The organism is Pectobacterium zantedeschiae, from assembly GCF_004137795.1.
Taxonomy (GTDB): Bacteria; Pseudomonadota; Gammaproteobacteria; order Enterobacterales; family Enterobacteriaceae; genus Pectobacterium; species Pectobacterium zantedeschiae.
In genome coordinates this window covers 1,787,419-1,811,236 of sequence record NZ_NWTM01000001.1, presented here as the reverse complement: position 1 = coordinate 1,811,236, position 23,818 = coordinate 1,787,419, and the positions used below count along the sequence as shown (strand labels likewise).

Genomic DNA, 23,818 nt, shown 5'->3' with positions numbered 1-23,818 from the left:
AAATGACTATATAGGTATTTGGCTATATGAACAAGTATGCAGCAACAGCAGCCGACCTACTACGTGCGCTCGGCAATGAGCAGCGGCTCATCATTCTGGAATGGTTGGCCGATCCTCGAGCACATTTCCCGGAACAGCAGGATGGCGATTTGGTTAAGGACGGGGTATGCGTGGGGTTTATCACTGAGAAAATCGGTCTGAGCCAACCGACCGTCACCGGCCATCTTCAATATCTATCGAAAGCCGGAATTGTCACATCGAAACGCATCAAGAACTGGGTGTTCTACAAACTCGTCCCCGAGCGTTTAGATGAGGCAACTGCCGTATTATCTGATCTTGCTAAGGTCGCGTCGCGCCACCATAAGCCGTCGGAATAGGCGGTTAAGCTTCTATTTTTACATAATCACTTCCCCTGAGATTTGGCTGAGCGAGCCCACGCAATCCACCTCGGCAGGTGAGTGAATGCAAGGACGGCAAGTATCATTCCGCCAGACAGAGAAAAGGTTAACCGCATCCCGTTATCGAGGGCCGCGGGCGTTGCATGGGGAAAATCTTCTGTTCCGACTCCTAACGCGAAGGCCTGTCCCATGATTGAGGCACCGGCAATTAGCCCAATGTTGCGTGACAGGTTAAGCAGGCCAGAGACCGTTCCGCGCTGGTTTCCAGGAATATTGGCAAGGGTGGCGGTGTTGTTTGCCGCTTGGAATAGCTGGTAGCCTGGCGTCAGGACAATAATGGCAAGGATATAACCCATGACACCGAACAGAGTAGGCAAGGTCGCCAGCATAAAGGTGCCTGCCACCACGAGGGAGAGTCCGGCGGTGAGCGCTCGCCCAAATCCCCAGATATCGACCAGCCTCCCTGATGGAATCCCGCTAACGGTTGCAACGGCAGGGCCAATGGCCATCACCAGTCCTACCAGCGTTTCCTTCAATCCCAGACTCGAACCAAGATAGTAAGGACCGACGATTAACGTCGTCATAATAACGGAGGTGACGGCTGCATTGATCGCGAGATTCGGTAACAGTGTCGTATTCCAAAACGGCGATCCTCCTGAGAGTGCAGCCTTTTCCTTTACCGGTGTGGCTGGCAGTAGGGTGAAAGCCAGAAACAGGACGATCGCCACCAGCGGGATCTGTACCCAGAATAGGCTACGCCATCCCGCTACCGTAAGTAGGATCCCCCCAACAGAAGGGCCAAGCGCAGTGCCCAGTGCGGATACCGTTCCCAGTACTCCCATCGCGCGTCCGATATGCTTCTCACCGGCAGTTTGCCTCAACAGCGCCATACCGAGCGTCATCAGAAAAGCCGCGCCAATCCCCTGAAGTGCTCTTGCCCCGATAAGTTGCCACAAATGGAGTGCAATGGCACACAGCAGCGAAGCGACAGCAAAGAGCGCAAGGCCTGCAATGAAAACGGACTTCAGCCCATAACGATCGCCAAGGTGGCCTGCGATGACAACTGAGATCGCCATGGCTGCAAGATAGGCGATGACGACGGCCTGTACCTGTGTGAATGGCGCAGAAAATGCCGCAGTCAGTGTTGGAAGGGCAATATTGGCAATACTGGTTCCCAGAGAGGCCGACAGTATCGACAGTGCCAGCGTGATAGTGATCCCCGTGTTGCTCTTCTCCGGTTCGTCTGAGCGGTTAATTACCATTTTTTATCCTTGTCAGAATGTGGGTTCCAGAGCATGCTACAAAGTAAAGTCGACTTGAGGTCAAGTATGAAATTTCTGGATATTGGCGAGGTCTCTGAGAAGAGCGGAATCAAGCCTTCAGCGCTGCGTTATTACGAAGAGATTGGGTTGATTGCTTCGGTATCCAGGCACGGGCTTCGGCGGCAGTTTTCTGAAGATGTACTGCTGCAACTCAGACTGATTACGATGGGGAAATCGGCGGGGTTCTCACTTCAGGAAATTGCTGGCATGTTTAACAAAAATGGGACGCCAGATTTGCCTCGTACCGCGCTTCATCAGAAGGCCGACGACATCGATCGGCAAATCCATGAACTGCGGGTATTGCGTGACACGCTGCGACATGTTGCTGATTGTTCTGCACCATCGCATATGGAATGCCCAACCTTCAGGAAACTCATTGAGGTCACGCACAGAAGGGGGCAGACGCGTGAAAAGGTGAGCTGCGCAGCCAATCGAAAAGTGCCGCAGAGTAAGAAGAAAGCCTGATGCTCTGCCTTTGGCTGATGCCGATTCACATTTACATGTGGGCTGTCATCTCTTTGTGAGGTGTCACTTGTGTTGTCGTTAGGTTAATGCCGCTTCACGTTGGCCAATGTTGCCAATTCTGTTTTCTCCGATCGCCGCTCATTTATTGCCACAAAATGATATTTTTTCACCATCATGGAACACCCTTCACTGAAAGAGTGCAGAAGATCACATTTCTGCTTTGTCAGAATTCATGCTCTCCTCGTTACGAAAGAATTAATTAAGAATTTGAATTTAAAATATTTTTGTCATCTCGCTAATGGGGTTTTCCAGAGTGGCATTGTTTATGCATCGTTTAAGTATCGTTAAATTCATAATGCCATTATGAAAATGCAGATCGCATTTGCGTTGGTATTAAGATGTGGTACTGACAGCCCGAAACGGCTTTCTCCCTTGTATTTACCCTGGAGGATTTACCTGTGGTCAGAAATGCAACAAGCTCTGTTATGCAACCCAAAACGGCCAGTACGCTGGCGGCGTTAGTGTTGGGACTGCTCGGTATCTCCGGGGCAGCTTCCGCGAATCAACTTGCCGATATTAAAACGCGTGGTGAACTGGTGTGTGGCACGTTGTCTACGACCGAACCTCTGGGCTTTACCGATGCAAAAACCCTGAAAGTGGTCGGCTTCGATGTGGATATCTGTCAGGGACTGGCAGATCAACTGGGGGTAAAAATGGTGCAAAAGAGCCTGTCAGTTGAAGCACGTATTCCAGAATTGCAGATTGGCCGGGTAGATATTCTTTCTGCCGCGCTGGGCTACACCACCGAACGTGAGAAGCAAATTGATTTCACCTCATCACATTTTCAGGTGCCGTTAAAAGTGCTGGCACCCGTTGCCGCAGGTTATAAAAGTCTGGCAGATCTGGATGGCAAACGTGTTGGGATGACCTCAGGTTCGACTTCTGAATATTGGTTGCGTAAATCCTTCCCGAAAATTGACGTTGTGACTTACCACGATTCACCATCCGCTTTTTTGGCGATGGAGCAACGTAAAATCAGTGGACAGGCCTTTTCTCAAACCTCGGGTGTACGTTATTTACAGGCTGGTAAAGGTAAATATGCGTTTATCGATCAGGCGATTGCCTGGGAGCCTAATGCGTTAGGCATCCGTAAAAATGAACCCGAGTTTCTTACCGCAGTGAATAGCGCGTTGGAAAAAATGGAACAGGACGGCGAGCTGGATACTATCTGGAATAAATGGCTCGGTGCAGATACCGTTTATAAAATTAAGCGTGAACATAAATTAGAAACTATTGAGCAAGTGAAAAAAAGTCTGCAGTAATATAACCATTCGCAATATATATGCCGCGTCACCGCCTGGCGCGGCAAAATAGTGAACGCAGAAATAAATCATTTCTGTGATGGTGGCTGCTTATTTTATTTTTGTTAAGCCTGCACCAGGGAGTTAAGTCTAATGGTAAGTTTTGACCCAATGACATTACTGCAAGGTCAGTATTTGCAGTGGATTATCTCAGGGCTGGAAACCACACTGGGGTTATTTTTCCTCAGCCTGATTTCTGGTTTTATATTAGCGTTGTTGCTGGCATCGATGCGGATATCCAGTATTGCTCCACTGCGGTGGTTTGTTGTCTGTTATGTGGAATATCACCGTAATGTTCCGGCGCTGGTGCAGTTATTGCTGTGGTATTTCGGCTTATCCGCTGTGCTGCCCTATAGCTGGTCGGAATGGGTCAACCAACATGGCAGCGAATTCTTTTTTGCTTATGTAGCGTTAACGCTGAATAGCGCGGCCTTTATGTCGGAGGATTTGCGCAGCGGGCTGCGTTCCATCGCCAGCGGACAAATGGAAGCCTGCCGTGCTCTGGGGCTGACTTTCTTGCAGGCAATGCGTGATGTGATATTGCCGCAGTCAATTAGGGTGTCAATTCCGCCGCTGCTCGGGCAGTCGCTGGCGCTGTACAAAGCCACCAGTCTGGCGATGGCGATCAGTGTGGCAGAACTGACCTATGCCGCGAAACAGATCGAGAATGAGACGTTTCGCACGTTTGAAGCCTTCGCCATTATTTCCGTGATTTACCTGATGGGTTCATTGCTGATTGTCAGCGTTGGCGCGGCTTATGACCGTTTTATCTTTCGCACCGGGAGCCGCTAAATGAACGATATGTTAGCCATTGTCTCCAACTACCATAATTTGCTGCTGACTGGCAGTTATCCACATGGGCCCATCGGCGGGTTGGCATTGACCTTGTTTATTGCTGCCACCGGATTAATTTGTGCTTTTCCTCTCGCCGTTATTATCGGTATTGCCCGCACCAGTAAGTTTAAAATTATCTGGCTGCCGGTCACGCTATTCAGCAACGTAGTACGTGGCTTGCCAGTATTGATGCTGGTTTTCTGGTCCTATTTTGCTGTGCCATTAATCTCCGGTCATTCTATTTCTGGTGTTAAGACGCTGATTGTGGCGTTAATTATTTATGAGATGGCTTTTCTCGGTGAAATTGTTCGTGCGGGTATTAAATCGGTGCCGCGTGGACAAATTGAAGCCGCAAGAACGCTGGGTGTCAGTTATTCACAAACCATGCTGTATATTATTTTGCCGCAGGCATTATTTACCATGATTCCCAGCATTCTTAATCAGTTTATTAACCTGATTAAAAATACCTCACTAGGATATGTCATTGGTGTTGCTGAGCTCACTTATTCTGCCTATCAGATTAATACTCTGGAATTAACCAAACCCCTACAGGTATTTGCGGTACTAGCGATTATCTATTTCATCATCTGTTTTTCCCTGACGCGCGTCGTCGGAAAATTGGAACACATGATTCAGCGAAAACGCCAAGTTAAGTTGTAGGAGATAACGGATGTTAACATTTGAAAATGTCGAAAAATGGTATGGCCCGCACAAGGTGCTGAACAGTGTCAGTGAGCAGGTGGCAAAAGGGGAAGTGGTTGTGGTGTGCGGCCCGTCGGGGTCGGGTAAATCCACGCTGATCCGCACCATCAATCGGCTGGAAGAGATCCAGCACGGCAGAATTCTGGTCGATGGTATCGACAGCCGTGAGCAAGGCATCGATTTGAACCAGTTTCGTAGCAACATCGGTTTTGTGTTCCAGCAGTTCAATCTGTTTCCCAATCTGACTGTATTGCAGAACGTCACTCTGGCGCAGCGCCGGGTACGCAAAACCAGTAAGCGCGAGGCTGACGAAGTTTCTACTGCGCTGCTGGATAAGGTGGGGCTGACGACCAAACTACAGTCGTATCCGCATCAACTGTCTGGCGGCCAGCAGCAGCGTGTGGCTATTGCGCGTGCATTGGCGATGAAACCACCGGTAATGCTGTTCGATGAACCGACCAGCGCCCTCGATCCAGAAATGGTTGGCGAAGTATTACAGGTCATGAAGCAACTCGGTAAAGAGGGCATGACCATGGTGTGTGTCACCCATGAGATGGGCTTTGCTCGCGATGTGGCCGACCGTGTGATTTTTATGGATCGCGGAGAAATTATTGAGCGCGCCACTCCTGAACACTTTTTCCATCAACCCCAACATCCACGCGCACAAAAATTTGTCGCCGATATTCGCCACTGACAGGACACCCAGATGAAGATGCTCTCTCATACCCTTGATCGGATTAAACCCTCGGCCAGCAATGCTGCCAGCCAGCGCGCCCGTGATATGAAAGCACAGGGTAAAGATGTGATTGCCCTCAGTTCCGGCGAGCCGGATTTTGATACGCCGGAGCATATTAAACAGGCCGCCTGGCAAGCGCTACAGAATGGCGAAACCAAGTACCCGCCCATTGCAGGTATTCCGGCATTACGCGAGGCGGTGGTGAATAAATTCCGTGTTGATAATCAACTGGAATATCACAGCAAGCAAATTATTGTTTCCAATGGCGCGAAGCAAATCATTTCCAATGCCCTGATGGCGACCCTTAATCCAGGTGATGAAGTGATTATTCCAGCACCTTACTGGGTATCTTATCCAGAAATGGTATCGCTGTGTGGCGGGGTTCCGGTAACGGTATCCACCAGTGAAGAGCGGGGCTACAAACTGACGGCGGACAGCCTTGAGCAGGCGATCACGCCGAAAACCAAGTGGTTGCTGTTTAATTCCCCGTCAAACCCTTCTGGGGCGGTGTACAGCCAGCAGGAGCTGCGCGCACTCGCTGATGTTCTGCTACGCCATCCGCATGTCTGGGTAATGGCCGATGATATCTACGAAAAACTGGTGTATGACGACAGCCAGTTCTTTACCTTCCCGCAGATCGAACCGAGGTTGATCGAACGTTCGTTGGTGATTAACGGGGTATCGAAAGCCTATGCGATGACCGGCTGGCGTGTTGGTTATGGTGCGGGCCCGGAGGCGTTGATTAAAGCGATGGAAACCATTCAGAGCCAGACCACTTCGGGCGTGTCATCAATGTCGCAATGGGCTGCTGTGGCGGCGCTAACCGGGCCGCAGGCGTTCCTCGCGGAGTGGCGTGCCAGTTTTGTCGCCCGCCGCGACTATGTGGTTGCTGCGCTGAATGAGGCACCGGGTCTGCGTTGCCAGACACCGCAGGGCGCGTTCTACGTCTATCCCTCCTGTGCTGGCGTATTGAATAAAACCACACCACAGGGGCAGGTGATCCGCAGTGATAAAGACTTTGTTGAGGCACTGCTGGAGAGCGAAGGGGTGGCACTGGTACATGGCGACGCGTTTGGTGTGGCACCGAATTTCCGTCTGTCGTATGCCGCATCGATGGCGCAGTTAGAAGCGGCCTGCGAGCGTATTCAACGCTTCTGCCGTAGCCTGAAATAATTCACTCTTGGGGATGGATGTCGCATGATGCTGGCAGGTACTTTTCCGGTCTTTAAAGAACCGATGATGCGCAGATACCTGATGGGACAGGCGGCATCCATTGTCGGTTTATGGACGCAAAACGTCACGCTCAATTTGTTGCTATGGCAGTTAAGTCACTCGCCATGGTTACTCGGTGTACTGAATTTTTTGCTCTATTGTCCGGCGTTGATTGTGCCTCTGCTGTTTGGTAGTCGCCTGACGCCCGGACGGGTAAAAAATATCATGCAGAAGATTTTGTGCCTGTCGATGATCGTCAGCAGCCTACTGCTGGCCAGCGTGCTGTTTCACTTTATCAGCCCGCTGTTTATCTTGCTGATGGCGGCGGTAGCGGGCTGTGTGGCATCAATGGAGTTGCCGACGCGGCAGCTCTTGCTGACCAGCAGTCTGCAAGATAAATCGTTGATGTATAACGCTGTTGCCATGAATACGATGGTGTTCAATCTGGGCCGGATGTTTGGCCCTGCGATTGCGGCATGGAGTTTTAACCACTACGGCGCAGCGGCGGGATTTTGCATTTCGCTCTGTGGGTTGGTCACCATGCAGTTTGCCGTACGCAGTATGCGGGTGGTGGAAAGCGGAAGTACTGCTCGACGCGGTGGTGGTATGCGCAGCGCGTTGCGTTATGTGCGCAATGATCACTTTGCTATGCGCTTCCTGCCGATGTTGGCGATGCTGGGGATTTTTGCCGGTTCTTACCAGTCGCTGATCCCGGTGCTGGCGGCGGCGACGTTCCATGATACGGCACGCTATACCGGCTGGTTTTTCACCAGTGCCGGAGTCGGTTCATTGCTGGCGGCGTTGTTGATTTCATCGCGGATCTCTCATCAACGACTGGTGCGCTGGCTGCAAATCGCCCCTTGGTCAGCGGTAGTGGCGCTTGGCGGTATTGCCTATTCCTCACTGCCATTATTGACCTGTAGCGGTTTTCTGCTGCTGGGGCTGTCACTCACGTTTTTCTCCACCATGATTAACTCGACCTTGCAGCACTACAGCCCCCCCGAACTACGCGGTGGTGTGGTAGGGCTGTACGGTATGTCCTTTCAGGGCACCATGCCGCTGGGCAACCTGCTAGTGGGGTTACTGGCTTCCGTCGGCACCATTTCGCTGACCTTTCTACTGATGGCAGTGATGCTAGCGATCTTCCTCGCCGTGCAGTGGGGGGTGTTGCAACGTAAAACAACACATTCGACAGTGACAACCGGGAATAAAGAATAATGAAGAAAAATGTACTGATGACGCGCATGCTTCCCGCCACGCTGGTCGCACAGCTGTCTGAACACTGCCACCTGCTTGGCCCGTTAAATGTGATGGATGGCAGCGGGCTGCCCACCGGAGCAGAGTCTGCTGAAGTGTTGTTAACCATGAGCAGCATTCCCACTTCGCGTACGCTGATCGATGCGCTGCCAAATTTAAAACTAGTCTGTTGTTATGGTTCCGGTATTGAATTTGTCGACGCTGACTATTTACAGCAAAAAGGTATCGCTCTGACCAATGCCGCTGGCACCAATGCCGTCAGCGTGGCGGAGTTTACCCTTGGCCTGATGCTAGCTAGCAATCGCCAGATCCTCGCCAGCGATCATTTTCTACGTAGTGGTAAATGGCTGGGCAACAGTGTTGAGCGCTATCCGCTTGCGTCTGGTCTACAGGGGAAGCGCATTGGTATTTATGGTCTTGGCGAAATAGGGCGTCAGATTGCCAGGCTAGCGCAGGCCTTTCAGATGACGGTTGGTTATCATAGCCGCAGCCAAAAAACGGATGACTACCATTATTGCGCCAGCATTGAATCGTTAGCGGAGTGGGCAGATATTATGGTGGTCGCTGCGCGCGGCATGCCGGAGAATTATCATGTGATCAACGCTGATATTTTGCGTCTACTCGGTATCGACGGCTGCCTCATTAATATTGCTCGCGGTATGTTGGTCGATGAAAATGCCCTGTGCGCGGCGCTGGAAAAGGGAGAGTTGGCAGGGGCTGCGCTGGACGTTTATGAGTTCGAACCGGACATATCTGCACGCTTACTCGCTGCACCGAACCTTCTTTTGACACCACATATTGCTGCCAATACCGGATCGGCGCAGCATGCTCAACAGCAGCGGATGCTGGAGAATGTTATCCGGTATTTTGGCGACAGTCCGTTGATTGGCAGAGTGGTTTGATTTGGTTACATTATGGGTTCTGCCAATGCGGTTTTAGCTTATTAATGGAACGTTATGTCGCGAGAAAAAAGTACTGATATCGATCGCTCGGTCAAAGCGGTGAAAAGGACATTGGCGATTCTGGATGCGTTTATTCCCCATCCGGGCGGTATCACGCTAGGTGAGCTGGAAGCGGCCACCGGACTGTTTAAGAGCGTGATTATGCGCTATATGCTGTCGCTGGAAGCCGAGCATTACATATTTAAACGCACAGACGGCCGTTATGAATTAGGTTCACGAGCTTACCAACTGGGGTGCGCTTATGAGCGCACCTTTAATTTGCATCGACATGTGTTGCCTGTGCTGGAAAAGCTGACTGCGGCGACGCTCGAAAGCAGCACCTTTTATGTGCGTGATGGCGCTAACCGTATGTGCCTGTTGCGACAGGACTCACCGCACCATATTAAATCTAGTGTGCCCGTCGGTACACTGCTGGCGATGGATGATACGTCTGCTGCCAGTGTGTTGCGCCAGTTTGAGCAAGGGGTGCCGCCCGATTGGGATTATCGGCAGGGGTTATTTACCTCCAGCGGGGCAGGGTTAAACCGCCTACAGGCTGCAAGTTTGTTGACCTCATCGATTTCAGTGCCGGTATTTAAACATGATAACCAATTAGCGGGGGCACTGAGTATTTCCGGGCCGACCAGCCGATTTGTTCCAGAAGACGCGGCTAGCCAACAACTGTTGCTGGATGCAGCAAAAGCCCTTTCCATCGTATTAGGTGCGTTACTGCCTGATTAGCGGTTATTCATTTTCTGATGCTTGGCATTTTTACCTTGGTATCAGTCAATGACACGACGGTTTCCCGCCTATTGCTGGTAAAAACGACAACCCCTATTTTTACCAGCAAAAAACATCTCTTCGCATGGCTTTTAGTGGGTGAGGGGAATCAGAAGAAGAGGATATTCTCACCCTGTCAAAACCAGCAGAATAACGACCAACAGGGCAGCTTATATAAAGCAGGTTTAAGCGAGTCGTTGCATGTGGTGGTCGTTACCAGGGTATTCCCGACGAGGAGAATTCAGCCAGAGCGAGTATCGAAGGGGCTGCGCGTAGTGGGGCTGTGTTCAAAGAGAGCTAACCGTCTGTCGGTACCGGAAGTGGACATTGCTAACGTTGCACTGCACTAATCATTGAGGGTGCAGGTTACTGGCAACAGAGCGGGTAATCAGTGAGCACTATTATTGTAAACGTACATTCAATCAGTTATATTTTTCTGCGGTGTTCTCCACGCCACCATCCGCGGAAAGGGCTGCGCCCAGGTTCTTCTCTTCAAATACACTGTTACGACTCCAACCTCAGAGCGGAAAAGGTTTGTATTAGGAGATCGTATGTCGACAAAAAATAAACCGCAGCCAGAAAGTGGAAAAATCAATCTGGACCATCAGCGTAAACTCGCCAAAGAACTTCTTAGACATTTAAGAAATGGTACTGCATCACCAGAATCCTATTCCCAGCTTTTAGCTGGAAATCCTCGTTCAAAACCTACGTTAACTGATGCTCAATGGTTGATTGCCAGAGAGCTTGGTTTTAGTAGCTGGATGAAACTTAAAGCTCATGTCGATGCAATTAATTTTGCTGCCAGGAACCCAGATTGCAAAACTAGCGACGAAGTGTTCACAACACATTGGCGCTGCGGCAATGATATTGCGCACACCCTAAGAATTGCTGGCTTTAAGGGCCATTTCCGCACGTTGACCGATCCTTTATGCATAGGGCCTGTTCAAAATTTACACTTTGATGAATTTAAGAACATACGGAGCCTCTATATAAGCCGCACATTTGGAATACAACATAGTGAGGTCTTACACCGACTTGAAGAAGAGTATAAAAGTCTCCTGTTGTTAAAAGGAGATAACCACAACGTTTTATGGTGTGAGGGGGATGCATATGATCAGCTGTTCCTCGTCCGTTTATTGGCTGGACTTGATCGTTTGCCTACGAAACTAGAGCTTATACAGGTTGATGGAATACCTGGTGTATCCAGATTTATTGGCATTGGTCAGCTTGCCCCCGAGCTACTGGCATGGCTGTGGCTTCAGCGTAAACCGGTTAATAAAGAAATGATACAGTTGGCCGGGCAAGCCTGGTCAGCTTTTTGTAGTGATTCCCCTGTTGAGCTTGCCAATATTGCGCATAGTCATCATGAATGCTTACCGTTTCTGGCACCAGCATTGCTCAGACAACTTCAGGAGCTACCTGCGATTAGTGGAGGTTTATCTCTGACTGAACGTCTGGCTTTGGAAATTGTAAATGAAAAAGGTACAGTGTCTTTTCGCAGAGTATTTAATGAAATCACGCGAGTACGCGAACCACTTCCATTCCTGGGTGACATGATGTTTCATAGTTTGATGCGGCCTCTTATTGATACGGTTCAACCGCTGCTTATTGAACTCGACGTTCATAAGGAATGGACTGAACGCACTTTGACGATTACTCAATTGGGGCGAGAAGCCTTAACTGGTTTGGTTTACTGGCCTAATTATGCATCCCATGAGCGATGGGTCGGTGGTGTTTGTATCAAACCAGGCCACTCCCATTGGATGATTGATGAAAATAATAAGCCTGTATGGAACAACTCAGTGTTGAAAAATAAAGAATAGATAAAGCTGGAAGTGAAGTAATTAGATGTCGTATTGCATCTGAATCGATACTATTCCGGTATTTATTTTTGAGTTGGAAGACTTTAGATTTAATAATGTTTTTACTTATTTCAGAATAAAGAAGAGATTAAATTCATCTGAATAACGATTAACTCTGTCAGTCAGGAAAAAAGGAAAATGAATAATTTTGTTTACAGACAAATGGATCGTTCAGAACTGGATAAGGCTTATAACGTAGTTGCGGTTGTTGAAAACTTTCCTGCACTTCTGAACGAATTTGCGGAAAGAAGCAGACTGGCATATTTACGCTACAACTGGTGTCGTAATCTTCGATACGGTAAGGAAGCCGGCAATCAATATGATTTCCTTCCATGTGGAATACCGAATGCGCCAACTTATGTGTTTATACATGGAGGCTACTGGAACAGTGGTAGTAAAGAGGAGCATGCGTTCATTGCAGATGGCCCGATTGCAAATAATATGAATGTGGTTCTTGCTGAATACTCACTGGCTCCCGGGGCCACGATGACGCAGATAGTTGCAGAAATCGGCATGCTCATTGAACATCTTGCGGCAGATAGGGACAAACTTGGCATCGCTGATAGTCCAATTTATCTGAGTGGGCATTCGGCGGGCGGCCATTTGGCTGCAATGTATCGATCGCATCCTGCGGTAACAGGTGTACACATGGTCAGCGCAATAGTTGATCTGGAGCCTATAAGGCTGTGCTGGCTACAGAATAAGCTGGAATTAAGTTCCAGGGAAATCGGTGATTACAGCCCGTTATTGCACATAGGTAAAGGTGCACCAACGCTGATTTCGGTAGGAGGGGCGGAGTTACCAGAATTTATGCGTCAGTCTGCTGCGTATGCCGAAGTATGTGCAAGTAACGGAGAGCATATCAGCCATATCCTTGTACCTGGCGCAGACCATTTTGGAATACTTAATGATCTTGCAGACCCTGAAGGCAGGCAGTTGAAAGCATTTATGAGTTTGCTCTGATTTTAGAAAAACGCAGGGAGTATAATTACTCCCTTATTTTTAGTTAAATAATATAAAATTCAAATAGATATATCCATGAGGTTCTTTTTTACACGATGACCCTCAACCTACTAATCCAGCAAACAATATTTGGCGTCTGCTTTTCGCTCATAATTGCCCTAGTCGTTACCGTGGGCAGCTTAGTGCCAACAGCGGAAGTTTAAGAGTTCAGAAAATGCTAATTCCTTAGGAATTTTCAATCGTCTTATATAGTCTCAATCAATAGTTTGCATTTCAAATTTTGTAATTTTTTTGAGTATTGTCATGAGGAGCTCGTAGCCTTTTGCGACTTAACCTGTGAAAAATTGTCGAGTTGTCTAATCCCAGGGACTAGGCAGGTTCCTAAAGTTGCTATTACTACTGCCATCGCTGAAACCAGAAGCACATTACTACTACCATAATGTATTGCCAGAGGCCCGGCGACCAGTTCACCGAAGGGAATGGCCACAAACGAACCTACAGCGTCATAGGCGTACACGCGAGCCAATTTTTCCTGAGGAATATGAGTTTGTAGTGAATGAGCCCAGGAGACTCCGAATAGACCGAAAGTTACGCCAGCAATAAAAAAAGCTGCAATAAGCCACGTTGCAGAAGCAGGTTGACTAAGCATAAAAATTGGCACTGAGCAAAGTGCTACTAGCATTACACCAATAAAGAGATCGCGTCGTGGACGCCATCTTAGGGCGAAGAACGAACCTGTCATAAGGCCAACACTTTGCGCAGCAACCATAATTCCCCAATTGGCTCGCCCAAAAGAAGCATCAGCAATCACAGGGCCAAGTACCATCATTACGCCACTAAATGCTGCATTGATAATGGTGAATTGGATCACAATTGCCCATACCCAAGCTCGGCTTGCGAATTCTTCCCATCCTTCTTTTAAGTCCTGCAGGATATTACCTGATGGTGGGCATGCTTTGATTGATGTAATGCGAATTAAGAAATAAAGCGGTGCAGAGGCTGCGAAACCTATCGCATCAATTGCCAGTCCCCAACCGGGTCCGACAGAACTGATTAGGATCCCACCAAGCGAAGTGCCGATAATCGTACCACCATAAATACCAAGCTGAATTAATGCATTAGCTGCTCGCAAATTCTGCACTGGAACAGTTTGGGGGACCAGCGCTGAGGATGCAGGTAATGCGATGCCAGCTGCTGCTCCATTCAAAGTTCCAAGTAATGCCAGACTCATCACAGTTGCTGAACCGTCCAGCACAGACCATGCGACAATAGCTTGCGAAACTGCCGCAATAACTGAAGAGGATACCAATACCTGGTTACGAGAGTAGCGGTCCGCTAATACGCCCCCGATCAATAAGAATACAACGTTAAAGATGGAGCGGGACGCAACAACGAGACCTAAATCAGATACCGACCCGCCAATATCAAGTACTGCGAACGCTAATGCAATCGGTGCAATACCATTACCCAGAACGGTAAGAAGGCGAGCAGCAAACAGATTACGAAAAGGACTGAAGTGAAAAGCGCTAACTTTTTTATTAAATGTTTTCATTATGAAAATGGCTTCTGGATTAGAGAATTTATTTTAGAACCCCTGTATTTTGCTAATACTTTAGCATGATCTGATAGTTACACTGCATTATGCAGTTTAGATAAGCAGAGAAATAACTTCCGCTGCTCGCTCATTAGGGATAATCATACTTAAACCTCCCACATTGTAGGAGGTTTGAGCATGAACACGTCACCGTGGAACAAATGACCTGCTCCCCGATGATTAATACACCGCTATGCTAGTAATGTCCGTAGATCGCTCATAGCAGACCTGATAGCCTTTAAGCATGTTTTCAGTGCTAGAAGCAGAAATTTCTCACAGGACAGGGATGCCATTGCAGGTTAGGTAGGCTATTAATGAGTAGAATGTGTATGTATACAGAAAAAATAGTTATGACTGAATAAAGGGCATGAATTCCTTTTTCTTTCTCGTAGCCCATTCGGGCTTTATTGAGAGCATTAAGTAAAATTGTCTTCGGAAGTATCTATCCCTGAATTTTTCGTCAGGGGATACCTTCGATGCAGCATAATCTGAAGCCAAAGCTCGAACACCGCAATCTGCGAACCAATAAAGGATTTCGTCGTCGCTAAGGGTAACCTTACGCTCGATTTCCATGCCTCGTTCACTCACAACGAAATGGTATTCTTGCCTGTAAATTTCCAGATAGGGAGTCGCGACGCCATCAGGTTGGTCGGGGATGATGAAGTAATGATTAGGCCTGACACCACAACCAAGTCGCACGCCAATACCAAGAAGCTCTGCCCTCAGTTCTTCGAGAGTTTTCATGACATTCTATTCATCTTGTATGCTAACCACCCATTCCATATATTTTCTGTATCAATACCCGGATAGCCACGTTTTTCCATCATATTTCTGGCAAGAAACGTATGTCACTCCTGCAATATCTTTGAAAAACAGACCGCCTCTTCCCGGCCTATATAAGGGCCGTAATTCTCAATACGTACGTACCCATTTTTTTCGTAAAAATGTACAGCCCTGTGGTTAACGTGCCGGGTTTCAAGCCAGAGCTCGGTATACCCCATATTCTTTGCCGATACTTCTAGAAAAGTGAGTAAAGCTCTGCCAATACCTGGCGCGCTTCGGTCTGAAAACATCCTTTTAAGCTCAGCGATATTTTGCGTTAATGGGCGAATAGCGCCACATCCTATCGCATCGCCATGAGTGTTTTTTGCTAATACCCACAGCGATCGGTCCCTATCTATTGAATCAACGGTGAAATTGCTTTTGCCACTATCACCGGTAATAGCGGCAAGTTCTGATGACAATGTTTCGATTAAATAACGAGATTCTGGAGCAGATGGATCTGATTTCTCTACTGTTATCATGGTTATGCCTTTTGCCGAAGTCATCGCCAGCATAGAATATCCTGATGGAAAAGGCATCATCCTGAGATAGGTGAGAGTAAATCGCTAAATGCCACCTATCCAGGTGTCACGACGGCCTATTCCGCGCCAATCCATACTGATAGCGGTTTCTTCCCACCGTGTGTACTGCGTATAATGCAGCTTTGATACACTCTGAAAATGACTGTGGCTAATGGTATGAGTCTCAATTATTTTTGTTATTTACTACTGGTCTTTGCGGCTATCGGTAGCACGACGACGTCTGACCCCTTTGCTATGTGGCTCCTGCTCGCCAATGTATTGACGCTGGTGATTTACGGCGTGGATAAAATGGCGGCGCGTAAGGCCTGGCGCAGAGTGCCTGAATCCACGTTGCTGGTGTTTGGGGTTGTCGGTGGGTGGGTTGGCGCGATGGCGGGTCAACAGCTCTTTCGCCATAAAACACAAAAGCAGCCATTTAAAACATACTTCATCGCCAGCATAATAGTGAGTATCTCAGTTATGGTGGTGGTTTATCTGTTCTATCCATTTCTTCCTTCCTGAGGTGTTGCTTCGTGCCAGAAACGGGCATACAGCTAAGGATTGATTATCGTACTCTACGCGTGAATTGCTGCTCAGTCATGCTGCTGCCCCATTGGTTGCCTTGCCATTCTTTAAACAATGTAAAACCAAATGACTCGTAGAGACGCCGTGCCGCCATCAGTTTATTGAAGGTCCAGAGCTGAACTGCAGAAAACTCTCTTTCATCGCAAAACTTCATCGCCTCGACAATCAATTTTCTGCCTAATCCACTGCCACGACAACCTTCATCAAGGATAAACCAGCGCAAGTGCGCCTCGCCATTTCCAAGGTCTTCACCGTCAATTGCGACAGAGCCGACAATACGTTCATTCTGCATGGCCAGCCAGATTTGATTACATGGCTTATCCAGCCTCCCCGAAAAATCAGCCAGACCCGCTGCAACCTTACTCTCAAAAAAACTGCCGAAACTATGCTCCCTTGCGTAGTAACTGCTATGCATTTCAGTAATGCGACCAATCATTCCGGTGCGATAGCCAGAGACGATTTCGAAGCTGGTCGATGAATTCATGTCAGTATTATCACGACAGGCTTTTAAAGCATTGGCATAGGAAGTAAGACCTTGCGAGACGATTTGTTGCCTGAGGGGATCCATTTTACTGAGCGCGGCGATTACGCGTTCGTTAGCGTAATTATTAATTTTTCGTACGGTTTCTCTGCCTTGTGCCGTCAGCCCCAACTGCTTGGTTCTGGCATCCTCAGTAGAAGGTGATTCTTCCAGTTCACCGACATTAACGAGTTTTGCCAACATTCGGCTAACGCTGGATTTCTCAAGTCCCAGGATCTGAACTAACTGAGCTGCAGTCATCGACCCTTGTGCTTCCACTTCAAGCAACGTGTGTACTACGGAAGGGGAATATTGAGTTGCCGCGAGGGTATGGTTCATAAAACCCAGCTCCCGCACCATTCGCCGCGATGCTAGGCGTATTTCTTCAACAAGTAACGATTGAGTCGTCATTCACATTAACTCTTCAAACATGGTTGTATTATACAACCATGTTTTTAGCGTCTCTGTCAATTCAGCATCAAAGCCGACATCCAGAAGCTGCCTAAAAAATCCCGCCTAAGTTTCTTATGCAGGATTTCTAAATGTAGTTCCCTTGCTGGGGCAGGTTAGAGCAGAGAATGTATTTATCTATATCATCGCCTATTGGCCTGTTTGTGGCTGTAACTGGTAAACCCATGCCGTAATCTGCTGGCCTTCCGCTGTAGTAACGGCAGCCTCAACGCGATCGTAGCCCTCCTCAAATTCATCCAGCATTGCCCAGTGTGCTTCAAGGTTATCGGACAAAAACAAATAACCGCTGACGCGAGGCCCATTATCATCCAGTTCGATCCCAGGAAAACCCGCGGCAGCACCCCAGCCGCTCTCATAGAATGTGCCTGTCACGTAACCCGGTAACCACTCTCCACCGATGTTTTCCAGAATATGTGCATTAGTGTGGCCCGGACGCAGTGTGCCGTAGACAAATAAGCGTTCCATTTTTCTGTAGTTTCTCCGGTTTTATTTTCAATTTTAGTGAGTATTCACGTCGACACCAATGCGACTGGTGTGCGGGTCTATGACAATAAGAAATACGTGACGCGAGCAACCTGTATTGAATATTTGTAACACAGGTGTGGCACAGGGTTTGCTTTATTCAGCTATAGGCTTAGTCCATATTGGAGTGTGTCATGTCTGAAAATTCCCTTTGCCGTCCTGCTGGAATCTTTCTCCCAGAACAGCCGTGGTTTGTGCTGAATGCAGCACAACATTACTCGGTGATCGCCTCAGAAAACCCAGCAATTTCACATTTTTACAGCTTCGATGTGGCGCGAACGGCAGGGATGACGCTGGCGGTGCCTGACGGCTGTGTCGATATCCTTTTTGATTGCGATCCACTGAATCCCAAAGGCCTTGTGTGTGGTACTACGCTAGAAGCACGTGTTGCCGACATGTTGCACAATCATCATTATTTCGGCGTGCGTTTCGCGCCGGGAGTGATTCCTGATTTTCTTGATGTGATGGCCGAAGAGGTCGCCAACCATGAATTCAGCTTTCTTGAGGTGGTGCCAGATGCGCGATTGGCGTTTGAGAAAATTGTGCAAGAACGTGATTTTTCGCAGCAAATTTCATTATTTAATGCCTGTTTTACACCAAAACTGGTACGTAAGTCCTCATCCATAACCACTTCAATTGTTCGTGCAATGGTGCAGCAAAAGGGGAATATCCGTATCGATCAACTGGAAACATTGACCGGCTATACGTGCCGTACTATTCAGCGACAGTTCCGCCAGGACACAGGGTTATCACCGAAAGCATTTAGCCGTATTCTACGCTGCCAGTCCGCACTGAATAGCATTCACTCACAAGAAGATATTTCCTTTAGCAACCTGGCAGTTGACCTCGGTTTTAGCGACCAGTCGCACTTTCTGCGCGAATTTAAGAAATTCGTCAGTACCACACCGTGCGATTATCAACGGCACATTGCCGATGATGCGTTACTCCATCGCCTGCGTTACCACTAAGCACCGCAACGGTGCAACCCTGCACCGTTGCTCTATCCGATTTTGTCTATCCGTACACGGAGGCGCTGACGATAATCGCCCAACGCAAAAATACGTTGGGTTTATTTTTCCTCGTCTTTTTTGTGGTCGCAGCGGCATCACCTTTGACCCGCGCGGTGGGGGGCCTGCTGATAGCGATGATTTCCGGCAACGATTGCGGCATCCCGCTTCATCTCTATGTTCTACACGCTTCTGCTGCCAACATTTCTCAATTCATCTTTCGATCTGCATGTCGTAAATATTCAATACACGCTGACTGGCAATGGATTACTAATGATATCAACCTGTCATCCACCAGTGGAAGCCGCTATGCATAATGATGAAACTGCCACGTACTACACCGTGACAAAAAAGTACCATCTCAATTTCCCGCAGCTTGAAAACGATATTGATGTTGATGTTGTGATCATTGGCGGTGGCTTTTCGGGTATCCACACCGCTATGGAACTGGCTGAGCAGGGCGTAACCAGTGTCGCTGTACTGGAAGCGCGATATCTGGGGTTTGGCGGCAGTGGGCGCAATGGCGGACAGGTTATGGCAGGTATTGGCCACGATCTTGATGCGATTAAGAAGGACGTCGGAGAAGAGGGTATTAAGGCTGTTCTCGCACTCAGTGAACTGGGTCCGCAAATTATGCGCGAACGAATCCAGCGCTATCAAATTGATGCAGATTTTCACAGTGGTTATACCTACCTTGGTTTTAACCGTCGTCAATCGGCAACCTTACGTGAGTGGGAAAAACTGTTTAACTCTCTGGGGGGGCAAGATGAAATTCGCTATGTTGAGGGTGACGATTTAAAAAAACTGATTGGTTCGGATGCCTATCATTCAGGCCTATTGCACATGGGGGGTGGGCATGTTCACTCTCTTAACCTCCTGTTAGGAGAAGCAAAAGCGATCAGTGAAATCTATGGGGTCAAAATCTTTGAGCACAGCCCGGCGCTGGAGGTCGTTTACGGCAAGAAAATTCATGTGCGCACCGCCAAGGGAACCATAACGGCGAATAAACTGGTGTGGGCCTGCGACAGCTTTATGAATAAGCTGGAGCCAGAACTCAACAATTCGGTGATTAATACCTATGCTTTTCAGTTAATGACAGAGCCACTTTCTGACGAGCTGATTCATCGGATCAGCCCGATTCGTGGGGCCTATAGCGATATTCGTCCGATTATTGATTACTACCGTGTCACCAAGGAAAACCGTCTGCTATTTGGTTCAGCTACACCACTTCTGGAATATATCCCTAAAGACATGAAAGCATGGAACCGCAAGCTCATGCTCAATATTTTCCCTTATCTGGAAGACGTAAAAATCGATCTGGCCTGGGGTGGGCCAATGGCCAGTACTACCAATCTGTTTCCGCAGATTGGCACGCTGACAGATAAACCGAATGCGTTCTTTGTTCAGGGCTATTGTGGTTTTGGCGTAACCCCCAGTCAGATTATTTGTAAGATACTTGCCGAGGGTATTCTGGGCGGAAGTGAACGCTACACGTTGTTGAGTCGCATTCCACGTCGGACAATTCCTGGTAAGGATCATTTCCGCACCTTGCTTTGTACCTTAGGTAAGGTGGCCCATCAAACAGCAGGTTATTGGCAAGGCCGCCGCTAGGGGTATAGGCCGATAATTAACTGTTTTATTTAACCCAACAAAAAAGGTAGAAAGATGAGTCTGACAAAAATTAACAACGGAGTAACCCTGCAACAATTAGAATCATGGGGAAAATTTACGGCGATAGGCGCTGAAGATTTAGGGGGCGATGTTGAAGCTTTTGGTCAAATGACGCTCGGCACACCCATCGATCCGATCAGTGCTGGGTATTTTGGCACAACGCAAGGGGCATTTCGGTTGGTCTATCCGTTCACTGAGCAGGCTACGTTGTTAACCGGTGAGGTCATCATGGTCAATGATGACACGGGGGAATCGTTCCACTTTCATGCGGGCGACACCTGGTTAATTACACAGGGAACAACAACGACATGGACCGTCACCAGCGCCAGTTTTGTTAAACATTATTTCGCCATCGCAAGCGCGTAATTGTACCGCTAGATCAGTCGTAGAGCAGCTTTTCATCGCATAATAGGTTGTCACTGCCTCAACAGAGGTGAATCTCAAGTCAATGTGGGGATTCATCTCTGACTTGTCTGATGAACCAAGAACGCCATCATCCTATGCAACGAAAAAGACGCTCCCTCACAGTGTGTGGGAGCGCCTTGCCTGCCTTGTTTAGACCTAAAGCTGGTGCATTAACTCAGAGCATTAATAGAGGGTATCCGTTTCGCCCACGGCTTCACTCGCTCTAGCTCAGCCGCGAGTGACAGCAGCGTTTGCTCATCACCAAAACGGGCTGCAAAGTGTGAACCAAGAGGTAATCCTTCCGGCGTCCAGTAAAGCGGGACCGACATGGCGGGCTGGCCTGTGGCGTTAAATAATGCGGTAAAAGGACAATAACGATGAAACCCTTCAATAATATCGCGTAGGTTCAGAGTATCATCAAAGGCATCCAGTTGGCCGATAAGCGGAGGGGCCTGTGTCAGCGTTGGCGTTAGAATCAGATCGTATTCCGTCATGAAATGGGCGAAGCGACGTCCCAGCGCGTGTATGGCATTCACGGCCATAACATAGTCAGTTCCGGGTATCCGGCCGCGTTCCCGCAGCATCACACGAGTTCTCGGTTCCACGTCTTCAAGTGACACTGGCTGGCCACGTATATGGCCCAGCATGTCAACATAAGCCTGTGTATTCACGCCGATAATGGTAAACGCGTCACTGTAGAACTGCTCTGCATCAACGGGCAGCGAGACAACCTCCACATGGTGTCCCAATTGTTCACACAAGGCTGCGGTAGCGCGAACGCTCTTCAGTGCCTCTTTACTGGTGGTCCAGGGTGATAAATGTTCGATCATCGCGATGCGCAATGTTCCGGTCGGTTGCGACAGGCAATCAAGGAAGGGGGATTTCTGATATGGCGCAGCATAGGGAGCACCTAAATCAGAGCCTGCCGAAATATCTAGTAACGCCGCGCTGTCGCGTACCGATAGTGTAATGGCGTGCGATACGCCCATGCCTGCCCAGCCTTCACCGACTAATGGCCCGCTAGGCATACGTCCACGTGTTGGTTTCAAACCAAACACTCCACAGCAGGAAGAGGGGACACGAATTGAGCCACCGCCATCATTTCCATGTGCGAAAGGAACGACTCTGGCCGCAACGAGTGCAGCAGCTCCACCACTGGAGCCTCCGGCGCTATGCTCCAGATTCCATGGGTTGCGTGTTGCACCGAAGCGTGTTGATTCCGTCGTATAGGACGAACCAAATTCAGGTGATGTTGAGGTCCCGGCAATGACAATGCCTGCGTTACGGTAACGTGATACCAACTCATCATCTAACCCTGGATGTGCATCGCCCAAGGCTAGCGATCCGTTAGCCATTCGAGCCTCTTTCACTGCGGTAAACAAATCTTTAACTAGCGTTGGAACCCCTGCAAATGTACCCGTCATTAACTGGGGTTGTCTGGCGACGTCTCGTGCGCTTTCGAACAGCGTTTCAGCTACGGCATTAATTTGTGGGTTCACTTTTTCCAAACGCTTAATAACGCCTTCAAGTAGTTCACTTGGCGTCACATCTCCACATCTGACATACTGGGCAAGCCCTAAACCGTCTTCAGTATCCAGAATTTGTTGGATTGGTTTCACGGTAACACTCCTTAATCGATTATGATTTTTATTGTTATCGGTTGATCATCACGCGAGGGACGCGTGTTTTTAGGGCACTTACCAGCCACAGCACCGCACCACCAAAACTCGCAATAGATAAAATATGAATTGCCCCCATGAGTCCTTGTGTCAATCCTGCCAATACCGCCACAATCAATGGGCTAACAAACTGGCCGATATACAAACAGCCTGTAAACATACCCACGCCTTTCCCTCTGTGTTTTTCAGACAACGCGTTCATAACGGGAAGCATTGTGTTAGGAACCAGCATTCCGATACCTACACCATGAATAAACACAGCAACCAGAATCTGTTGATAACCCGTTGCGCGGACTAACAACCACAGCCCAATTCCTGTTAGCGTCAGTAGTAATACATTAATTCCCATAATGCCAAATTGCCGACGCAATGGTGGCCACAGCAACGATCCCACCAGTGAAGCCAGTAATCCTAATCCCGCAGAGAGGCCAATAAGGGTGCTGGATGTCACACCCGACTGCACCAATAGTGTAGGGGTCTGTACAGGAACAATGAATGCCAGCACCATGCCACCAAAGACCAGTAAGTAATTAGTCAGAAGCGTCGCCACATTTATCGGTTGGGAGTCTGATTGCGAAGGATGTTGAGGATGATGTTGAGATGCCGGTTCCCAAAGTATCTTCATCATAAACGGGACTAACAGCAGTGGTAGCAGATAAAGGTAGAAGGGCATTCTCCAGGAATGTTCACCCAGAACACCGCCGACGATGAAAAAGATCGCGCCGACAACACCAATCGAGACAACTTGTAAATTAACGAAACGGCTTCGCTCCTGGCCATGCCAATAATCGGCAATCAGGGTAGAGCAGCAGGTCATGATAGCGGCTTCGCAGACACCAAATACCAGCCGGCTGAACACAATGCTGCTTAGGCTATTAAGCAACGCAGGCAGCATGCCAGTCACCGCATACAGTAGAGTTGCAAGAATAAGCAGATTTTTGCGACCAAATCGATCGGCCAACCAGCCAACCATTGGAGAACAAACTGCCATGGCTAGAGCGGGCCCCGTGATGGTCAGTGGGATCAAAATATCCGCGCCAGGTGTCGTGGTGCCAAACTCAGTGGCTATTTTCGGCATCACCGCGGCAATCATGACCGATCCCATAATGGTTAGACTGCTACCAAGAATAAGAACCAACCCTTCTTTGCTAGCACTAGGGCGATGTAACGATGTGGTTATCGACATGG

Annotated in this window: 25 protein-coding genes; 17 read left to right on the top strand and 8 right to left on the bottom strand. The window is 48.6% G+C overall.

Annotated features, from left to right (window positions below):
* Window positions 1–26: 26 nt before the first annotated feature.
* On the top strand, window positions 27–377 hold the full coding sequence (locus tag CLR69_RS08320) for an ArsR/SmtB family transcription factor (RefSeq protein WP_129704029.1): 351 nt from the start codon (window positions 27–29) through the stop codon (window positions 375–377).
* Window positions 378–403: 26 nt separating this feature from the next.
* Here the strand turns inward: CLR69_RS08320 and CLR69_RS08315 are convergent, their stop codons facing one another.
* Window positions 404–1,660, bottom strand: a complete 1,257-nt coding sequence (locus CLR69_RS08315; RefSeq protein WP_129713249.1) for an MFS transporter — start codon at window positions 1,658–1,660, stop codon at window positions 404–406.
* A gap of 66 nt (window positions 1,661–1,726) precedes the next feature.
* Here CLR69_RS08315 and CLR69_RS08310 point away from each other — a divergent pair, with 66 nt between their 5' ends.
* From CLR69_RS08310 to CLR69_RS08260, 11 genes are all read left to right on the top strand, one after another.
* Complete coding sequence (locus CLR69_RS08310; RefSeq protein WP_129713248.1) at window positions 1,727–2,185, top strand: helix-turn-helix domain-containing protein; 459 nt, start codon at window positions 1,727–1,729, stop codon at window positions 2,183–2,185.
* Window positions 2,186–2,670: 485 nt separating this feature from the next.
* Window positions 2,671–3,507, top strand: a complete 837-nt coding sequence (locus CLR69_RS08305) for a transporter substrate-binding domain-containing protein (RefSeq protein WP_129713247.1) — start codon at window positions 2,671–2,673, stop codon at window positions 3,505–3,507.
* A gap of 132 nt (window positions 3,508–3,639) precedes the next feature.
* Window positions 3,640–4,338, top strand: a complete 699-nt coding sequence (locus tag CLR69_RS08300; RefSeq protein ID WP_165346009.1) for an amino acid ABC transporter permease — start codon at window positions 3,640–3,642, stop codon at window positions 4,336–4,338.
* Window positions 4,339–5,040, top strand: coding sequence for an amino acid ABC transporter permease (locus tag CLR69_RS08295; RefSeq protein ID WP_129713246.1), 702 nt, complete (start codon window positions 4,339–4,341; stop codon window positions 5,038–5,040).
* Window positions 5,041–5,050: 10 nt separating this feature from the next.
* Entirely contained in the window at window positions 5,051–5,776 is a 726-nt protein-coding gene (locus CLR69_RS08290) for an amino acid ABC transporter ATP-binding protein (RefSeq protein ID WP_129713245.1), read from the top strand.
* A 12-nt stretch (window positions 5,777–5,788) separates the two neighbouring features.
* The gene (locus CLR69_RS08285) at window positions 5,789–6,991 is read left to right on the top strand and encodes a pyridoxal phosphate-dependent aminotransferase (protein ID WP_129713244.1); all 1,203 of its coding nucleotides are present in this window, start codon (window positions 5,789–5,791) and stop codon (window positions 6,989–6,991) included.
* A gap of 24 nt (window positions 6,992–7,015) precedes the next feature.
* Window positions 7,016–8,248 carry an MFS transporter gene (locus tag CLR69_RS08280; RefSeq protein WP_129713243.1) on the top strand — a complete coding sequence of 411 codons (1,233 nt, stop codon included), beginning with the start codon at window positions 7,016–7,018 and terminating at the stop codon, window positions 8,246–8,248.
* Window positions 8,248–9,189, top strand: coding sequence for an NAD(P)-dependent oxidoreductase (locus CLR69_RS08275; RefSeq protein WP_242451572.1), 942 nt, complete (start codon window positions 8,248–8,250; stop codon window positions 9,187–9,189). Before CLR69_RS08280 ends, CLR69_RS08275 begins: the two co-directional genes overlap by 1 nt.
* A gap of 54 nt (window positions 9,190–9,243) precedes the next feature.
* Window positions 9,244–9,969, top strand: coding sequence for an IclR family transcriptional regulator (locus CLR69_RS08270; protein ID WP_129704044.1), 726 nt, complete (start codon window positions 9,244–9,246; stop codon window positions 9,967–9,969).
* A gap of 590 nt (window positions 9,970–10,559) precedes the next feature.
* Entirely contained in the window at window positions 10,560–11,831 is a 1,272-nt protein-coding gene (locus CLR69_RS08265; protein WP_129713242.1) for a DUF1835 domain-containing protein, read from the top strand.
* Between the two features lie 177 nt (window positions 11,832–12,008).
* A complete protein-coding gene (locus CLR69_RS08260) occupies window positions 12,009–12,833 on the top strand; it encodes an alpha/beta hydrolase (RefSeq protein ID WP_197730538.1) in 825 nt (274 codons plus the stop codon).
* A 301-nt stretch (window positions 12,834–13,134) separates the two neighbouring features.
* Here CLR69_RS08260 and CLR69_RS08255 read toward each other — a convergent pair whose 3' ends face one another.
* The 3 genes from CLR69_RS08255 to CLR69_RS08240 all read right to left on the bottom strand — a co-directional run bounded on the left by CLR69_RS08255 (window position 13,135) and on the right by CLR69_RS08240 (window position 15,731).
* The gene (locus tag CLR69_RS08255) at window positions 13,135–14,385 is read right to left on the bottom strand and encodes an MFS transporter (protein ID WP_129713241.1); all 1,251 of its coding nucleotides are present in this window, start codon (window positions 14,383–14,385) and stop codon (window positions 13,135–13,137) included.
* 390 nt (window positions 14,386–14,775) lie between these two features.
* Complete coding sequence (locus CLR69_RS08245; RefSeq protein WP_129713240.1) at window positions 14,776–15,171, bottom strand: Imm63 family immunity protein; 396 nt, start codon at window positions 15,169–15,171, stop codon at window positions 14,776–14,778.
* 104 nt (window positions 15,172–15,275) lie between these two features.
* Window positions 15,276–15,731, bottom strand: a complete 456-nt coding sequence (locus tag CLR69_RS08240; protein WP_129713378.1) for a GNAT family N-acetyltransferase — start codon at window positions 15,729–15,731, stop codon at window positions 15,276–15,278.
* A gap of 216 nt (window positions 15,732–15,947) precedes the next feature.
* Between CLR69_RS08240 and CLR69_RS08235 the strand changes: the two genes are divergently transcribed.
* Complete coding sequence (locus CLR69_RS08235; RefSeq protein WP_129713239.1) at window positions 15,948–16,292, top strand: DUF1294 domain-containing protein; 345 nt, start codon at window positions 15,948–15,950, stop codon at window positions 16,290–16,292.
* 43 nt (window positions 16,293–16,335) lie between these two features.
* On the opposite strand, the gene CLR69_RS08230 is transcribed toward CLR69_RS08235, so the two are convergent.
* A complete protein-coding gene (locus CLR69_RS08230; RefSeq protein WP_129713238.1) occupies window positions 16,336–17,286 on the bottom strand; it encodes a bifunctional helix-turn-helix transcriptional regulator/GNAT family N-acetyltransferase in 951 nt (316 codons plus the stop codon).
* Window positions 17,287–17,475: 189 nt separating this feature from the next.
* Window positions 17,476–17,811 carry a gamma-glutamylcyclotransferase family protein gene (locus CLR69_RS08225; protein ID WP_129713237.1) on the bottom strand — a complete coding sequence of 112 codons (336 nt, stop codon included), beginning with the start codon at window positions 17,809–17,811 and terminating at the stop codon, window positions 17,476–17,478.
* Between the two features lie 191 nt (window positions 17,812–18,002).
* Here CLR69_RS08225 and CLR69_RS08220 point away from each other — a divergent pair, with 191 nt between their 5' ends.
* Genes CLR69_RS08220 through CLR69_RS08205 form a run of 4 tightly spaced genes read left to right on the top strand, consistent with a single transcriptional unit; the run spans window position 18,003 to window position 20,912 of the window.
* Window positions 18,003–18,836 carry a helix-turn-helix domain-containing protein gene (locus CLR69_RS08220; RefSeq protein WP_129713236.1) on the top strand — a complete coding sequence of 278 codons (834 nt, stop codon included), beginning with the start codon at window positions 18,003–18,005 and terminating at the stop codon, window positions 18,834–18,836.
* A gap of 11 nt (window positions 18,837–18,847) precedes the next feature.
* Window positions 18,848–19,192, top strand: a complete 345-nt coding sequence (locus CLR69_RS08215) for a hypothetical protein (RefSeq protein WP_129713235.1) — start codon at window positions 18,848–18,850, stop codon at window positions 19,190–19,192.
* Window positions 19,185–20,486, top strand: coding sequence for an NAD(P)/FAD-dependent oxidoreductase (locus CLR69_RS08210; RefSeq protein WP_129713234.1), 1,302 nt, complete (start codon window positions 19,185–19,187; stop codon window positions 20,484–20,486). The genes CLR69_RS08215 and CLR69_RS08210 overlap by 8 nt, the downstream gene beginning before the upstream one ends.
* Before the next feature lie 54 nt (window positions 20,487–20,540).
* Window positions 20,541–20,912 carry a cupin domain-containing protein gene (locus tag CLR69_RS08205; protein ID WP_129713233.1) on the top strand — a complete coding sequence of 124 codons (372 nt, stop codon included), beginning with the start codon at window positions 20,541–20,543 and terminating at the stop codon, window positions 20,910–20,912.
* A gap of 209 nt (window positions 20,913–21,121) precedes the next feature.
* Here CLR69_RS08205 and CLR69_RS08200 read toward each other — a convergent pair whose 3' ends face one another.
* Together CLR69_RS08200 and CLR69_RS08195 are read right to left on the bottom strand one after the other, a co-directional pair.
* Window positions 21,122–22,570, bottom strand: a complete 1,449-nt coding sequence (locus CLR69_RS08200) for an amidase (protein WP_129713232.1) — start codon at window positions 22,568–22,570, stop codon at window positions 21,122–21,124.
* 34 nt (window positions 22,571–22,604) lie between these two features.
* On the bottom strand, window positions 22,605–23,816 hold the full coding sequence (locus CLR69_RS08195; protein WP_129713231.1) for an MFS transporter: 1,212 nt from the start codon (window positions 23,814–23,816) through the stop codon (window positions 22,605–22,607).
* Window positions 23,817–23,818: the final 2 nt, after the last annotated feature.

Excerpts from the sequence above, each read along its gene's own strand:
- CLR69_RS08305 (WP_129713247.1), top strand. The coding sequence starts at position 2,671 with ATGCAACCCAAAACGGCCAGTACGCTGGCGGCGTTAGTGTTGGGACTG.
- CLR69_RS08265 (WP_129713242.1), top strand. The coding sequence starts at position 10,560 with ATGTCGACAAAAAATAAACCGCAGCCAGAAAGTGGAAAAATCAATCTG.
- CLR69_RS08195 (WP_129713231.1), bottom strand. The coding sequence starts at position 23,816 with ATGTCGATAACCACATCGTTACATCGCCCTAGTGCTAGCAAAGAAGGG.
- CLR69_RS08210 (WP_129713234.1), top strand. The coding sequence starts at position 19,185 with ATGCATAATGATGAAACTGCCACGTACTACACCGTGACAAAAAAGTAC.
- CLR69_RS08290 (WP_129713245.1), top strand. The coding sequence starts at position 5,051 with ATGTTAACATTTGAAAATGTCGAAAAATGGTATGGCCCGCACAAGGTG.
- CLR69_RS08245 (WP_129713240.1), bottom strand. The coding sequence starts at position 15,171 with ATGAAAACTCTCGAAGAACTGAGGGCAGAGCTTCTTGGTATTGGCGTG.
- CLR69_RS08285 (WP_129713244.1), top strand. The coding sequence starts at position 5,789 with ATGAAGATGCTCTCTCATACCCTTGATCGGATTAAACCCTCGGCCAGC.
- CLR69_RS08205 (WP_129713233.1), top strand. The coding sequence starts at position 20,541 with ATGAGTCTGACAAAAATTAACAACGGAGTAACCCTGCAACAATTAGAA.
- CLR69_RS08225 (WP_129713237.1), bottom strand. The coding sequence starts at position 17,811 with ATGGAACGCTTATTTGTCTACGGCACACTGCGTCCGGGCCACACTAAT.
- CLR69_RS08295 (WP_129713246.1), top strand. The coding sequence starts at position 4,339 with ATGAACGATATGTTAGCCATTGTCTCCAACTACCATAATTTGCTGCTG.
- CLR69_RS08320 (WP_129704029.1), top strand. The coding sequence starts at position 27 with ATGAACAAGTATGCAGCAACAGCAGCCGACCTACTACGTGCGCTCGGC.
- CLR69_RS08300 (WP_165346009.1), top strand. The coding sequence starts at position 3,640 with ATGGTAAGTTTTGACCCAATGACATTACTGCAAGGTCAGTATTTGCAG.
- CLR69_RS08310 (WP_129713248.1), top strand. The coding sequence starts at position 1,727 with ATGAAATTTCTGGATATTGGCGAGGTCTCTGAGAAGAGCGGAATCAAG.
- CLR69_RS08235 (WP_129713239.1), top strand. The coding sequence starts at position 15,948 with ATGAGTCTCAATTATTTTTGTTATTTACTACTGGTCTTTGCGGCTATC.
- CLR69_RS08230 (WP_129713238.1), bottom strand. The coding sequence starts at position 17,286 with ATGACGACTCAATCGTTACTTGTTGAAGAAATACGCCTAGCATCGCGG.
- CLR69_RS08315 (WP_129713249.1), bottom strand. The coding sequence starts at position 1,660 with ATGGTAATTAACCGCTCAGACGAACCGGAGAAGAGCAACACGGGGATC.
- CLR69_RS08270 (WP_129704044.1), top strand. The coding sequence starts at position 9,244 with ATGTCGCGAGAAAAAAGTACTGATATCGATCGCTCGGTCAAAGCGGTG.
- CLR69_RS08220 (WP_129713236.1), top strand. The coding sequence starts at position 18,003 with ATGTCTGAAAATTCCCTTTGCCGTCCTGCTGGAATCTTTCTCCCAGAA.
- CLR69_RS08280 (WP_129713243.1), top strand. The coding sequence starts at position 7,016 with ATGATGCTGGCAGGTACTTTTCCGGTCTTTAAAGAACCGATGATGCGC.
- CLR69_RS08260 (WP_197730538.1), top strand. The coding sequence starts at position 12,009 with ATGAATAATTTTGTTTACAGACAAATGGATCGTTCAGAACTGGATAAG.
- CLR69_RS08240 (WP_129713378.1), bottom strand. The coding sequence starts at position 15,731 with ATGATAACAGTAGAGAAATCAGATCCATCTGCTCCAGAATCTCGTTAT.
- CLR69_RS08255 (WP_129713241.1), bottom strand. The coding sequence starts at position 14,385 with ATGAAAACATTTAATAAAAAAGTTAGCGCTTTTCACTTCAGTCCTTTT.
- CLR69_RS08275 (WP_242451572.1), top strand. The coding sequence starts at position 8,248 with ATGAAGAAAAATGTACTGATGACGCGCATGCTTCCCGCCACGCTGGTC.